Annotated in this window: 10 protein-coding genes and 1 tRNA gene; 3 read left to right on the forward strand and 8 right to left on the reverse strand. The window is 57.2% G+C overall.

Annotated features, from left to right (window positions below; all coding sequences use genetic code 11):
* Positions 1–7: 7 nt before the first annotated feature.
* The 5 genes from OGR47_RS04565 to OGR47_RS04585 form a co-directional block, all read right to left on the reverse strand.
* Positions 8–1,258 carry a response regulator gene (locus OGR47_RS04565; RefSeq protein WP_165054834.1) on the reverse strand — a complete coding sequence of 417 codons (1,251 nt, stop codon included), beginning with the start codon at positions 1,256–1,258 and terminating at the stop codon, positions 8–10.
* A complete protein-coding gene (locus tag OGR47_RS04570; protein WP_165054833.1) occupies positions 1,242–1,706 on the reverse strand; it encodes a response regulator in 465 nt (154 codons plus the stop codon). The genes OGR47_RS04565 and OGR47_RS04570 overlap by 17 nt, the downstream gene beginning before the upstream one ends.
* Positions 1,703–5,140 carry a hypothetical protein gene (locus OGR47_RS04575; protein ID WP_165054832.1) on the reverse strand — a complete coding sequence of 1,146 codons (3,438 nt, stop codon included), beginning with the start codon at positions 5,138–5,140 and terminating at the stop codon, positions 1,703–1,705. Before OGR47_RS04575 ends, OGR47_RS04570 begins: the two co-directional genes overlap by 4 nt.
* A gap of 530 nt (positions 5,141–5,670) precedes the next feature.
* Positions 5,671–5,746, reverse strand: a tRNA-Lys gene (locus OGR47_RS04580).
* A gap of 112 nt (positions 5,747–5,858) precedes the next feature.
* Positions 5,859–6,404 (reverse strand): hypothetical protein, encoded by a 546-nt coding sequence (locus OGR47_RS04585; protein WP_165054831.1) that lies wholly within the window; start codon positions 6,402–6,404, stop codon positions 5,859–5,861.
* Between the two features lie 272 nt (positions 6,405–6,676).
* Between OGR47_RS04585 and mdh the strand changes: the two genes are divergently transcribed.
* Positions 6,677–7,639, forward strand: coding sequence for a malate dehydrogenase (gene mdh, locus OGR47_RS04590; protein WP_165054830.1), 963 nt, complete (start codon positions 6,677–6,679; stop codon positions 7,637–7,639).
* Positions 7,640–7,645: 6 nt separating this feature from the next.
* On the opposite strand, the gene OGR47_RS04595 is transcribed toward mdh, so the two are convergent.
* The 3 genes from OGR47_RS04595 to rpmB all read right to left on the reverse strand — a co-directional run bounded on the left by OGR47_RS04595 (position 7,646) and on the right by rpmB (position 10,498).
* Positions 7,646–8,671: an SDR family oxidoreductase gene (locus tag OGR47_RS04595; RefSeq protein WP_165054828.1), complete on the reverse strand. Its 1,026-nt coding sequence runs from the start codon at positions 8,669–8,671 to the stop codon at positions 7,646–7,648.
* A gap of 85 nt (positions 8,672–8,756) precedes the next feature.
* Positions 8,757–10,028: a family 1 glycosylhydrolase gene (locus OGR47_RS04600; protein ID WP_165054826.1), complete on the reverse strand. Its 1,272-nt coding sequence runs from the start codon at positions 10,026–10,028 to the stop codon at positions 8,757–8,759.
* A 173-nt stretch (positions 10,029–10,201) separates the two neighbouring features.
* A complete protein-coding gene (gene rpmB, locus OGR47_RS04605) occupies positions 10,202–10,498 on the reverse strand; it encodes a 50S ribosomal protein L28 (RefSeq protein ID WP_165054825.1) in 297 nt (98 codons plus the stop codon).
* 396 nt (positions 10,499–10,894) lie between these two features.
* Between rpmB and OGR47_RS04610 the strand changes: the two genes are divergently transcribed.
* Both OGR47_RS04610 and fae read left to right on the forward strand, forming a co-directional pair.
* Positions 10,895–11,785 carry an NAD(P)-dependent methylenetetrahydromethanopterin dehydrogenase gene (locus OGR47_RS04610; protein WP_165054823.1) on the forward strand — a complete coding sequence of 297 codons (891 nt, stop codon included), beginning with the start codon at positions 10,895–10,897 and terminating at the stop codon, positions 11,783–11,785.
* A 174-nt stretch (positions 11,786–11,959) separates the two neighbouring features.
* Positions 11,960–12,469, forward strand: coding sequence for a formaldehyde-activating enzyme (gene fae / locus OGR47_RS04615; protein WP_165054822.1), 510 nt, complete (start codon positions 11,960–11,962; stop codon positions 12,467–12,469).
* Positions 12,470–12,518 lie beyond the last annotated feature (49 nt).

Here is a 12,518-nt window from a genome sequence, read left to right on the forward strand (position 1 = left end):
AGCCAGTTTACAAAAATCTTTCAGCAAATTCTTTAAGTGCTGTCGCGCTTGTGTACGCCGCATACTTCTGAAACTCGTTGTTCTTATGCGGGTCCGCATAGTCGCAGACTGACTTCATCGAAAAGCACGTGGGCTGGGGCTGAGGGCATTCATCAGCGGCTATAAGAACCCCATATGTTTCCATTTCGACGCCGATTGTTTTTCGGTTCTGAAATTTTATGCCATCAACGATTGACGGATCTTCTATTACTGCGGCTCCTGAGGCCACAGGTCCAAGGCGCATCGATAGAATGGTCTTTGGATCAAATCCATACCAACCACGCCTAATCTCATCAAGAATGGCCCGGTCCTGAGCCATTTTCCCGAGCTTTCCGCGCAGGAAGGGGTCAAGGCTAACCTGATGAGGTTGTGCGGCAAAGACAGGTTTACGGTTTCGGATTGTTCGTTTGCCACTCTCGTAATCCCAGCCCGGATCGGCGACCAGGATGTCTCCAAGTTCACACTCACCCGCAACTCCAGCAGCTATCCCAACCATTGCGAGATATCTAGGACGGAACGTCATTGCCATTTTGGTTGCGAGCACGGCCGAGGCTGCCATGCCCATTCTTGGCGCCGAAGCTGCAATAACCTTGAAGGACTGATTGTCTCGCCCAAAGCTACCTTCCTGATAAACGGAAGGGTCGTTGGGGAGGATAAGAGGTTTCCATGCCCACGGAAGGCGCAGTACGGCTTCGAGTTCAGGGGTGGCGAGAGCCGTCAATATGCAAAGGTGCGTTTGGTAATCTGGAGTCGACACCGGATTGCTCTCCGATTGCACGACACGCTTTGCAATCCGATGAAGTTTTTCTTCCCATTCGCGAGATGCTGGGTCATAAAATACAAGCTGCAAAACGTCGCGCTCAAAACTCGGAAGAGCTAATTCTCGTGCGTCCTCGTACGCTGTAAGTCCGATAATATGCTTAGGAACCGCGTAAATATCGCGCTCGAGCATTTCGCTCAGCAAGGAGATGCCTGAAGAGTGCGCGGGAGCCTGATCAGCGCGTTCCGGCAAAGAAATATCTAAAACAAGCAAATCATATTGCTTCTCACGCAGCAGGCGCTTCGCCGACACGACGTCGCGGGCGTCCTCCATTGTTTCTATGGCGATGCCGGGCACCGCTAATAGACACTGGCATACACGCCGCAATTTTTCGGCATCGTCCTCGACGATTAATACCTTGACCATCTTCAATCTCGGGAGTTCATAGGTCGATTGCAAGTGCACGCTTCATAGCGTCTCTAAGTTTCTCGCGCCAGTCATGAATAGATGCGTGGTAGTAGACCGCTCCCTGGTAGATGGGTGCATGATCGCGGCGGAGCTGGGCGTCCAGCTCGGGTAGGCGAAGTGCTTTGGGCTCTTGACCGAACGTCTCGAACTGCGTCACGACAATCACGGGGACGTTGATTTGAAATCGTTCCATCTGTTTAAGAAATTCGCGACCGCCAAAGCTATGGGTTGTTCCTCCGCCGGGTTCATCGGGGCCAGCGTCGTAATTTGGCAGTGTCATATCGAGTAAAACAATGTCAGCATGGTTTTTGCGAATATATCGGACGGCACTCTGAAGGGAACGGACCAATTCGATATTGGCGTCGGGGAACTGGTCCTTAATGAAATTAACCAGTTGAGTCCCTTTATTTTGGTCATCTTCCACGAGCAAAACATTCATCGTTGAATGACCTTCTTAGCCAGTTCCAGTTCCACGTAGAAAGAGTTAGCGCCTTCGAAGCCGAAATCCAATCTCATACGCCGCGCCCCACCTTTGCTGATAAGCTTGCTAAGCTTAATGAGACCAGTGCCACCCTCTGAAATCACGGCTCTTTGATAATCGCCGCTTGCGATAAGCGTCCTGATCCTGTCGATTTTCTCTAAGCTAGCTTGATTGCAGACGCTTGCTCCAACTTCGCTTGTTGTCCTGATGATCATGTGGTCTTCGTGTTCAGTGATATGAATGTTAACGTTTGGTCTCGACCCTACGCCTGAATGACGCCTAACGTTCTCGAAGATTATGAAGAATATGTCGGAGAACAACACCAACGCGTGAGCAAAAGGAGGAAGAGGTGGAACGTCGCGAGTAACAATGGGGTCGAACTCGTGGTGTATTGTGCGAACGCATTGCAGGCCCACATCGATAAGGTCCTGAATTGGAAAAATCGGCTCAGTAAGTGGCTGTGGGAGTTGAAACCAATCTTTCACGTGGTCTAGCGCCTGTTGAACCCCCGTTTGTGCGATACGAATTGCCCTGTCTAAGTCTGTCGTAGAGTAGCCATTAGCGATACGCTCGATATCCGTCTCTAGATCTGTGAAGATTGCCGTGACGTACGGCTTCAACTCATCATCGATAACTGATCGTACGTTTTTCATGCAGTGCGCGACTTGGGTCCAAAATAAATCAATGCAGCTATCGAAGAAAGCATCAAAAGACATCTCGCTGCTAAGCTCGGAGGCCCAAAACTGGAATAAAACGGGTCTTACTTCGATTTTAAATAAGCCACGGGGCTTCTGAGGGCTTTGGATTTGGATCAATTCGTTTGCTACCCGGCCGATGAGCGCATCATAATCGGCCGAAAAGCGAGTAAGGCGAGTGCTAACCTGAAAATTGACTTCTGGATCGATATTGGACAAGTGATCCAACCAAAATTGATTTGGCTCATATTCGTCCGTGTCGGCGGCACGTTGGGTTATAACCCGTTCAACCTCCAACGGAGTTCGCATCTGACCAGAAAGAGTGCCGTGCCTAATTCGCATGCTTAAGTAGCAGTCCAATCCGTATTCAGGACTGGTTGTACATTCATTGAAGAGCCAAGACAACATCTCCACGAGCAGGTCTGTTGCTTCGTCCTTTGGAACTTGTAGCAGCTCCGCTGGAAACTGCTCCCCAGAAAGTGCAGCTTTAAGCAGCTCATCTATCTTTGCGTTGTCTACGCCAATTCCTGCTTTAGCTAGTGATTGATAGCGTAGAAAATTTTCCTTATGTTTCTTCTCAAAAAGCCTCTTTATGGCGAGAACGTCAACGTAGATTTTGCTCTGCTCGACATGACGTACGCCGCGGTGAATTAATTGAGCCCGCGCAACGTTCCTCAGTTCAGTTTCATACTCATTTGAATTGATTGGGTCTATCTTAACTAAAATAGACAGTACATTTTTCCGCTCGTCTTCTAGTTCTCGTGTTCCTGTGAAAGCGGATGACATCTGCATTACGCGCGGAATGCACACATAGCGAAGATAATATATCAGTAAATCAGTATCAAAGTTTTCGATGTGCTCAATCTCAGACGGGCGTTCAATTCCGTGCGCAAATAAAAAATCTTCGTAGGCGTATGCACGGATGTCATCTAGGCTGTCGTCTACATTTTTTGAATAAAGATCTAGGACAACAGGTACCGATATTTCGCTCGCGAGTTGCCTTCTGATTGTTTTGTCGAGCTTCTTTGCGCAGCTTGCGATGGGAAGAACATGGGATAGAGTAGGATCTTTCGCGCAGCATTCGCCAACAAAATTGGTGAGGTCTCTTGTTCGATCTAACATAAGCAAGCAGTGTGCAATATAGCGGATCGCGGATAGCCTAAAGATGGGGTCCTGCGATGGTTTTAGCTGTTCTGCTGTTTCTAGCGCGGTTTGGTAGTCGCTCTCATTCAGTGATCGGCAGATCTCCAAGTCCCGTAAAGCCTCGGTTGAAAGGTCGTGGGCGGGAACAACAGAAATTGGGAGGTTTGCGCGGAAAATCTCCGCATAAAACGAAGTTGTCGAGGCAAACTTGTTTTCGAGCATTGTAGCCAAAGCCATGCAGTGGTGTCTGCTGGGCAAACGAGAAAGGTCGGATGGTCTCAGAAATCTACCTTGAATGAAGGCAATTCCTGCTAACGGGAAAGTGCGATTGAGGGAACTATCCATCTCCTGCCAAATTAATTGCTCTAGTGTCGATGAAAACGACAGTAGCTTAAAATTCAACGCGTCTCTTAAAAGATCGACAACTGCACTGTCTCGGTCAGCGCTATTGCCTATCAGAGCACTGAGGTTTAACACTGATTTTGAAAGTAGAGAGTTACTGGCTTCCTGGTCGCGCGCGATCCTTAGAGAACTCTCGGCAATGGAAATCCAAGCTCCAAAATCCAGGGGATCTTTTTCGATATCCGTCAAGGCACATGAGTAGGCCGAGTTGTGATCGCCAATCAGGGTCGAGTCGATTGTTGATGCGTCGCCAAAATGTGAGTTGTGAAGCCACGTCTCATCCGCTGTAATTACAAAGAGGGTTCGGTTGAGGCGTTCATCATTGACAATTGCAGCCATCGCTGCCAACTCGGGGGCCAATAACGTCTTAATGTCATCAGGCCCAAAAATAGCGAGTTGTTGTGCGACTCGAACAAATGTCTCATATTGATCTACGAGGGCATTGCAAGTTTCGAATCGTAATACACTTGCGGCAACCTCCGGGCTCGCTACAGGTCGCCCGGTCAATTTGAAAATCAAATAGGCTTTTAGGTCAGTATGTGTGTCCAAACGAGAGAGGCGATCTTCTATCTGGCGATTGAAGAGCGGCGACGTCGTCGTGGGTTCATTTCGGCGACTAAAAAAGTGGGCGAGGTATGCTACGATATCGTTCCTCCCTCGTTGCGCACGGACTAATTCCGCGTATTTTTTCTGACCCTCTAAGCCCTCGGAAAGCTGGAGTAAGGCTATTCGGATTTCAATGCTCCATAAGGAAATCCCATATCCTTGCTCGATGCCGGCTAGAAGGGCTTCGCATTCTTCTAGTTGCCCTTTCAGCAACGTCCTTTCGAGGTCAGCCGCACGTTGCACAAACGATGTGAGCGGCGCAGCCTTTCGTCGTAGGATCGCTCCAGCCCAAGATAACTCGTGAGCAAACCCAACGGGCTGCAAGGGCGCGTGTTTTGCTAGGTCGTTTACAGTCTTCGGGTGGTGTCCGGCAAAAATGCCTTCCCGGTCTCGGTGAAGAGCCGTCAGCCATTCAACCAGTGCTGGCATATCCTTCGCAGTTATCTGCGTTCGCGCTCTCGAAATTGCGCTAATGGGATGGCCGCTGCCGCGTATGATATTTTTTGCTTGCACCAGTTGTGATGGTGCAGAACGCTTTTTGCTCATATGATCGGTCTATGTTCGTTGGTGGAATACAGCGACGAGTGACTGGATCTTCGGCTCAAGCCCTTCCGCCCCATGCCTTGTTTTTCGTGCAGCTAAGCTTTGTTTGCGGTGTTGGCAATGCCCAAGGATCGTATGGTGAGCGGGTCGGCGCAAACGGGCAATAAAAAACTGGCTGAGTCGGGGCAGGCTCCGGTACGCAACATTGCCTTCCCATCTTGAGCTTAACTATTCGAAAAAATCCGAGAGATTTGCGCGTTACCCTCGAAGACCTATCAGGCCTATGGCGACGCGGCCCCCGCCCCCTGGGGGGCTCCTCTGGCGAAAGAATTCTTATCCCTAGTCGGTAGGCGCGGGTGAAGGACCGAGACTTTAAGAACCCACTCCGCTCCAGGACCCTAATAAGGCGGCGTGTTTTGCAGGCGAGTCGGAGTGGCGTCTGCGTAGGAGGCGCGTCGCTTCCCATACGCTTCCCAAACTCATTTTTGGGAAGCATCCCCTAGGGCGGTTTTATCGCAACCTTTTGATTTTAGTGGTGGGCGCACAAGGGCTCGAACCTTGGACCCGCTGATTAAGAGTCAGCTGCTCTACCAACTGAGCTATGCGCCCGTCCGGCGGGCTGACGCCCTCGGAACGAGGGTGCGAATAACAAATGCCCGCGCCCCTGTCCAGCGTCGTCTTGCGTCCGCCGTCAAATTTCTGTCGTCTGCGCTCTTATCCCCTATTTTTGCGCCGGCCAGCCATGGATGGCGCGCGCCTTGGTGACGAGATCGGCCCAGGGACCCTTATAGGCGTTGCCGGCCTCCGCCGTCGCCGCCGATTGCTTCTGCACGCAAACGTCCTTGGCCGAGGCCGATTTGGGGCCCTCCACGAAGAAATAGATGACGTTCAGCTTCAGCGCGGAATAATGCTGGTCGAGCACCGTGCCGCGCTTCAGCACATTCACGCCCCAGACCGTATTTTTGCGTTCCGCCGGGGCGACGCCAGGCTTGAAGCCATAGCCATAGTCGCCTTCGCCTTTCACAAGGTCGAAGCGCACATAGCAAAGCTCGCCCTTGGGCGGGGCCGGCTGGAATACCAGCTCGCGCGTGACGATGGAGTCCTGATTATTGTAACGCACGGCCGTATCGACCGTGAAATGCCAGACATCGACCTTGTCGAACTGCCGCAGAAGCTCCCCCTCGTCCTTGTCCTGCGCGGCCACGGCGGAGCCGGCGACCATCAGAGCGGCGGCGATAATAAGGCTGCGAAAAACAGAAACGCCCATTTTTTGATCCCCTCCAGGCGCTGCGAAACGCGCTTCTTGGCAGGTGGGAAGCGTCGCTTGCGCCTGCAAGCCCTGCAATCATGCGTCCCGGAGCCTGCTGCGCGGGATTGAGGCGCCGTCTCCGGGGCGCCATGGATTTGGGCGATTTGCGGTAGAGTTGGGCCCTTTGCTCCGCATGGGCTTTCTCGTGTCGAAAAAGCGGTCCGCGCGTCTTCCATCTGGCGCCAAACCGCGCTAGCAGTTTTCGCGAAGATCACAGCACGAGATTGATTATGTCGCGAAAGAAAATCGCTCTGGTCGGCGCCGGCAACATCGGCGGAACGCTCGCCCACCTCGCGGGCCTGAAGGAACTTGGCGATATCGTGCTCTTCGACATTGTTGATGGGGTCCCCCAGGGCAAGGCGCTCGACATCGCCCAGTCTTCGCCGGTCGCCGGCTTCGACGCGCATCTCTCTGGGGCGTCCGACTACTCCGCCATCGCGGGGGCCGACGTCGTCATCGTCACTGCGGGCGTGCCGCGCCAGCCGGGCATGAGCCGGGACGACCTGCTGAGCGTCAATCTCGGCGTCGTGTCGAAAGTCGCCGGCGGCATCAAGCAATATGCGCCGGACGCCTTTGTCATCTGCATCACCAATCCGCTCGACGTCATGGTCTGGGCGCTGCAGAAAGCCTCGGGCCTCCCGACCAACCGCGTCGTCGGCATGGCTGGCGTGCTCGATTCTGCCCGCTTTCGCTATTTTCTGTCCGAGGAATTCAATGTCTCGGTCGAGGACGTCAGCGCCTTCGTGCTGGGCGGCCACGGCGACGACATGGTGCCCTCGGTTCGCTACTCCACCGTCGGCGGCGTCCCGTTGCCTGATCTCATCGCGATGGGCTGGACGACGCAGGAGCGTATCGACGCCATCGTCGACCGCACGCGCAAGGGTGGCGGCGAGATTGTCGGCCTGCTGAAGACCGGCTCGGCCTATTATGCGCCGGCGACGTCCGCCATCGACATGGCCGAGAGCTATCTCAAGGACAAGCGCCGCGTGCTGCCCTGCGCCGCCTATCTCAATGGCGAATATGGCGTGAACGGCCTCTATGTCGGCGTGCCGACCATCATCGGCGCCAATGGCGTCGAGAGGGTCATGGAGATCAAGCTCGACGGCGCCGAGCAGGCCATGTTCGACAAGTCGGTGAACAGCGTGAAAACGCTGATCGAGGCCGCGAAAAAGCTCAACCCGGATTTTGCCTGAGGCGCGTCAATGGGGGCGTGAGGCGCGCCCCCATAGAAAGGCCCCCGTCAGCAATCCCAGCCCCGCCATGACGGCGCCGCCGCGCAAATGCGCCGGATCGACCGCCATGACGTGATCCTTTGCCCTTTGCGTAAAGCGCCCGCGCGGACCATGGTCGCGATGGTCGGGGCCGATGAGCTCGTCCGGGTCACCCGGTAAAACCGGGTCGCTGGAGATCTGCTTCTCGTAAGCGTTCCAGGCGAGATAGTGGTCGAGAAAGCCCGGCGCGACCATCTGCCCGATAATGCTCTGCACCGTCGGCGCGCCGAGCCACAATTCGCGTGGCGCACGCCGGGCGTGCGCGGCCTCGACAATCGCCTGTGCGATGGCTTCCGGTTCATAGACGCTCCCGATCGGCTGGTGCCGATTTGGAAAATGCGTGTGCGACCAATCGAACTGCGGCGTATTCACGCCGGGAAGCTGCGCCATGGTCAGGCGGATGTTGCTGCGATCGTGAATAAGCTCGGCGCGCAGCGAATCGGTAAAGCCGCGGATGGCGAATTTGGCGGCGCAATAGGCCGATTGCAGCGGGATGGCGCGATAGGAGAGGGCAGAGCCGATCTGAATGATGTGGCCCTGGTCGCGCTGGCGCATGTGGCGCAGCGCCGCGAGCGTCCCGTGAACGTAGCCGAGAAAGGTCGCCTCCATCACGCGCCGATATTCTTCGGGGGTGATCGCATCGACGGGGGCGACAACCGTTTCCATGGCGTCATTCACCCAGACGTGAATATGGCCCCAGCGCGCGACGACTGCTTCCGCCGCGGCGAAGACGTCGTCGGCTTTGGCGACATCCGCCAGAAGCTCGAAGGGCTGGCCGCCCGCATGGGCGACGTCGTGAAAGGCGCCGTCCAGGCCTTCCGGGCTTCGCGCAAGCAGCGCCACACGGTAGCCGCAGCGCGCGAAGGCGACGGCCACTGCGCGGCCGATTCCGGCCGAGGCGCCGGTGACGACGACGACGGGCGCTTCCCCATCTGGGGCAGAATTTCTCGACATGCGGGCCTCTCTCTTCAGCCGCCCGTGGCTGACATTTGAGACGCGCGCCGCGCCCGGCAACCGGCGCGGCGCTTTTTCGGCGCGCCTACCGCTCTTCCGATGTTTCCGCCTCCTGCTCGGCGGCGCGGGCCTCGGCGCGTTTGGGGCCATAGGGCGCGAGCGGCACCTTGAGGCAGACGCTTTGCGCCGGCAGCACCTCGCGCCAGTCCTTGATAAGCTGCTTATAGGCTTTTCCGACCGCTCTGGGCCGGCGGTTGAGATCGTAGAGACCGAGCGGATTCACCCTGCCGCGCGCTTCGCGCAAGGCGATGTCCCAGTCGATCTGATCGATCAGCGAATACCAGGTGAAGCCGACGATCGGCATGCCGGAGTTTCTTACGCGCAGCACATTCGCCCATTCCTTGCGAAGCCAGCGCACGGCCTCGTCGCCGCGCGGACCTTCGGCGGTGTTCGTCTCGGTATGCATCACCGGCAGGCCGTAGCGCTCGTAATATTGGCGCGTGATCTCATTGTAGCCGAAGATCTCGCCGGAGGAGGCGGTCTTGCCGTCCTTCGTCACGGTGTGCTCGTTGCGCCAGTAGTAGTCATTGCCCATGATGCAATGACTCTTGAGATGCTCGCGCATGAAGAAATCGTATTCGTCGACGCTCATTCCGTTATCCATCAGGAAACGGAACATCTCCGAGTTGACGCGCCGGCCATAGTTGAGATCGAGCGAGAGAAAACGTCGCTCGTTGAGCCGCTCGGCGTGATCGAGCGATGCCGGATTTTCCGCATGGAAATATTCGGTCGATTCGCTCTGGATGAAAATCGCGTCCGGCCGCACGGCGAGAATTGCGTGCATGGCGAGCACATTGGCTTTCACAATGTGCTTGAGCGCCGTGACGAAACCGCGATCGGTCGTGAGCTGCTCGTTCCACCAGCCATAGGCGGCGGAATAGGTCGCGCAGACGAACATCTCATTGACGGGCGTATAGAGCTGCACGGCGGGGAAGCGCTGCGCGAAGGCGCGGGCGTAGCAGGCGAAGAGCTCGGGGAAGTCGGGGTTCTGGAAATTGCCGATCCAATTCGGCACGCCGAAATGGCAGAGATCGGTGATCGGAATCAAACCACGTTTCTCGAGATCGCCGAAGGTCAGATCGGCGAAGTTCCAGTCGTAGCGATCAGGTCCCAGCCAGGTGATATGCAGCGGCACGCCGTAGCGCAGCGTTTTCACGCCGAGATCCTGGGTGAGATCGAAATCCTCCCGCCAGCGGCGGTAATGGCCGCAGATTTCCATCTCGTCGATTCGCTTGCGGCCGCCCGCGATTGTCGGGCTGCTATTTTCGATTCCCGTGCTGAACATGAAATGCGTCATCGCGCGCCTCGCCGACCGCCGCCCTGACGATTAGCTAAGGGTGCCGTCGCGGATGAACAGCCGTGACAAAACAGGAAAACCCCGGCGCCGGAGGCGACGGGGTTGCATCGCGAGCGGTCAGGCTCGCAATATTGGAGCGAGCCTGACCGCTCGCGATCCGTCTTTTAAGAAGATCAGGCCGTAGCGGCGGCGGCCTGCTTCTTCGCGATCTCGCGCTTGAGCACGCGGGCGCCCTGCGACAATTCCTCGTCGCGCGCCTTCGCCAGGAAGGCGTCGAGGCCGCCGCGATGCTCGACCGACCGCAGCGCCGCGGCCGAGATGCGCATGCGCACCGAGCGGGCGAGAATGTCGGAGGCGAGCGTCACATTGACGAGATTGGGCAGGAAACGCGTGCGCGTCTTGCGATTGGAGTGGCTGACGAGATTGCCCGTCTGCACGCCCTTGCCGGTCAGCTCGCAACGCCGGGACATGGAACTTCCTTTCGAACCGTTTCAGTGCTTCCAAACGCCGAGAAGGGCCCGAGGCCCAATTTCCGCCGGCGATGGGGAAAAACGACAAAAAAGCTCGCTGCTCTCGCGCCGAGCCTGGTCAGAGACCTTATAAGAGCAAAGCCCGCCGAGCGTCAACCGGGCCAAATGAATTGGTTTGCGGCAGCGCACGTCGCGTCCCGCTGCGCCGCACTCGCCTCTGGACATTGGCCTCGTTCTGGGCTCTAAGCCTGTCGTCGCTCCGGGCGGGACCAGGCGCGCCCGCGTTTATCACGCCCGGATTAAACTTAAGAAATCGACAGCGCCAGAGCCTGTCCTCCCGTCACGTCCGTCTCGCCAGGGCGTCGGGCCAGACTGACAAAGGTTGGGGATCTTCCGATGGCCAAAGCAATTCTGCATATGCTTAGCACTTTGAAGCATATGAGTCCTTTCGACGTGAACATGGCCCTCGACGCCGGCTATGACGCGGCCATTCCCTATACTAATGTCACCCTCGACGAAGTCACCGCGCTGGTGCAGGACGCCATGTTCTCCCGCGCCCCCTCCGCCGCGCTGAAGACGGGCATTTTCTTCGCCGGCCGCGACGCGGTTCTCGCGCTCGACATGCTGGAAGCGGCCAAGAAGGCGCTGCTCAAGCCCTTCGAAATCTCGCTCTTCGCCGACCCCTATGGCTCCTTCACCACCGCCGGCGCGATGGTCGCCTGCACCGAGAAGGTGCTGAAGGAGAAGAAGCAACGCGACCTCAAGGGCGCCAAGATCGTGATCTACGGCGCGACCGGCGTCGTCGGCTACTCCTCGGCTGTGATCGCGGCGCTCGAAGGCGCCGAGGTGACGATCGTCGGCTACAGCGGCCTCGAGCGCGTCACGGTCCAGGCCGAGGAGATGAACAAGCGCTTCAACATCAAGGTGGCCCCTGCCGACGGCAGCAACCAGGACCTCGTGCGCGCCCTGTTGCTCGATCATGAGATCGCGCTCTGCTGCGCCCGCGCCGGCGTTCAGGTGCTCTCGAAGCAAGACCTCTCCGCGGCCAGCAACCTGCTCATCGCCGCCGACGTCAACGCCGTGCCGCCGCTCGGCGTCGAGGGCCTGGGCCTGCACGACAATGGCGTCGTGATCTCGGAGCATGGCGCGCTCGGCATCGGCGCGCTCGCCATCGGCAATGTGAAATACGGCGCCGAATCGGGCCTCTTCAAGCAGATGGTCACCTCCGACAAGCCCCTCTGCCTCGATTTCCGCCACGCTTTCGCGCTGGCTCGTGAGCTCGTTTAACATGCCGTGCGTCCGCGGATTTTCCGCCTTGGCAAGGACGCGCGAAACTGATTGAGTGCGCGCCGCGGAAGGGCCCGCGGCGCTTCTCAAGGCCGGCGCAATTTTGCGCACGGCCCCTTCCCGAAACGCCTGCCGTTTAGGCAGGGCGTAGGTTTCTTCGAAAGGAAACGGACAATGGCCAAGATCACCAAGATGCTGGTCGGCGAGTCGCTCGTCGGCGAGGGTAACGAAGTCGCTCACATCGACCTCATCATGGGTCCGCGCGGTTCGGCCGCCGAGCTCGCTTTCGCGAACGCTCTCGTCAACAACAAGGACGGCTTCACGACCCTTCTCGCGGTTGTTGCGCCGAACCTGCTCTGCAAGCCCAACACGATCCTCTTCAACAAGGTCACCATCAAGGGCGCCAAGCAGGCCGTCCAGATGTTCGGCCCGGCTCAGCACGGCGTCGCCAAGGCAGTCGCCGACTCCGTCGCCGAGGGCGTGATCCCGGTCGACGAAGCTGACGACCTCTTCATCTCCGTCGGCGTGTTCATCCACTGGGACGCCAACGACGACAAGAAGATCCAGGACTATAACTACCAGGCCACCAAGGAAGCCATCGCCCGCGCCGTCGCCGGGGAGCCGAAGGCTGCCGAAGTCGTCGCCAAGCGCAACGACGCCAAGCACCCCTTCGCTCCGAACTGAGTTCGGGCCTAGGCTTGGAATTGGAGGGGAGCCGATGGGCTCCCCTTTT

Origin of the sequence: Methylocystis sp. MJC1 (assembly GCF_026427715.1) — a bacterium.
In the GTDB taxonomy this organism is placed as follows: Bacteria; Pseudomonadota; Alphaproteobacteria; order Rhizobiales; family Beijerinckiaceae; genus Methylocystis.

What these genes read in the sequence shown, in the direction of transcription:
- fae (WP_165054822.1), top strand. Translation starts at nt 11,960, where the DNA reads ATGGCCAAGATCACCAAGATGCTGGTCGGCGAGTCGCTCGTCGGCGAG.
- OGR47_RS04610 (WP_165054823.1), top strand. Translation starts at nt 10,895, where the DNA reads ATGGCCAAAGCAATTCTGCATATGCTTAGCACTTTGAAGCATATGAGT.
- rpmB (WP_165054825.1), bottom strand. Translation starts at nt 10,498, where the DNA reads ATGTCCCGGCGTTGCGAGCTGACCGGCAAGGGCGTGCAGACGGGCAAT.
- OGR47_RS04570 (WP_165054833.1), bottom strand. Translation starts at nt 1,706, where the DNA reads ATGAATGTTTTGCTCGTGGAAGATGACCAAAATAAAGGGACTCAACTG.
- OGR47_RS04585 (WP_165054831.1), bottom strand. Translation starts at nt 6,404, where the DNA reads ATGGGCGTTTCTGTTTTTCGCAGCCTTATTATCGCCGCCGCTCTGATG.
- OGR47_RS04600 (WP_165054826.1), bottom strand. Translation starts at nt 10,028, where the DNA reads ATGACGCATTTCATGTTCAGCACGGGAATCGAAAATAGCAGCCCGACA.
- OGR47_RS04575 (WP_165054832.1), bottom strand. Translation starts at nt 5,140, where the DNA reads ATGAGCAAAAAGCGTTCTGCACCATCACAACTGGTGCAAGCAAAAAAT.
- mdh (WP_165054830.1), top strand. Translation starts at nt 6,677, where the DNA reads ATGTCGCGAAAGAAAATCGCTCTGGTCGGCGCCGGCAACATCGGCGGA.
- OGR47_RS04595 (WP_165054828.1), bottom strand. Translation starts at nt 8,671, where the DNA reads ATGTCGAGAAATTCTGCCCCAGATGGGGAAGCGCCCGTCGTCGTCGTC.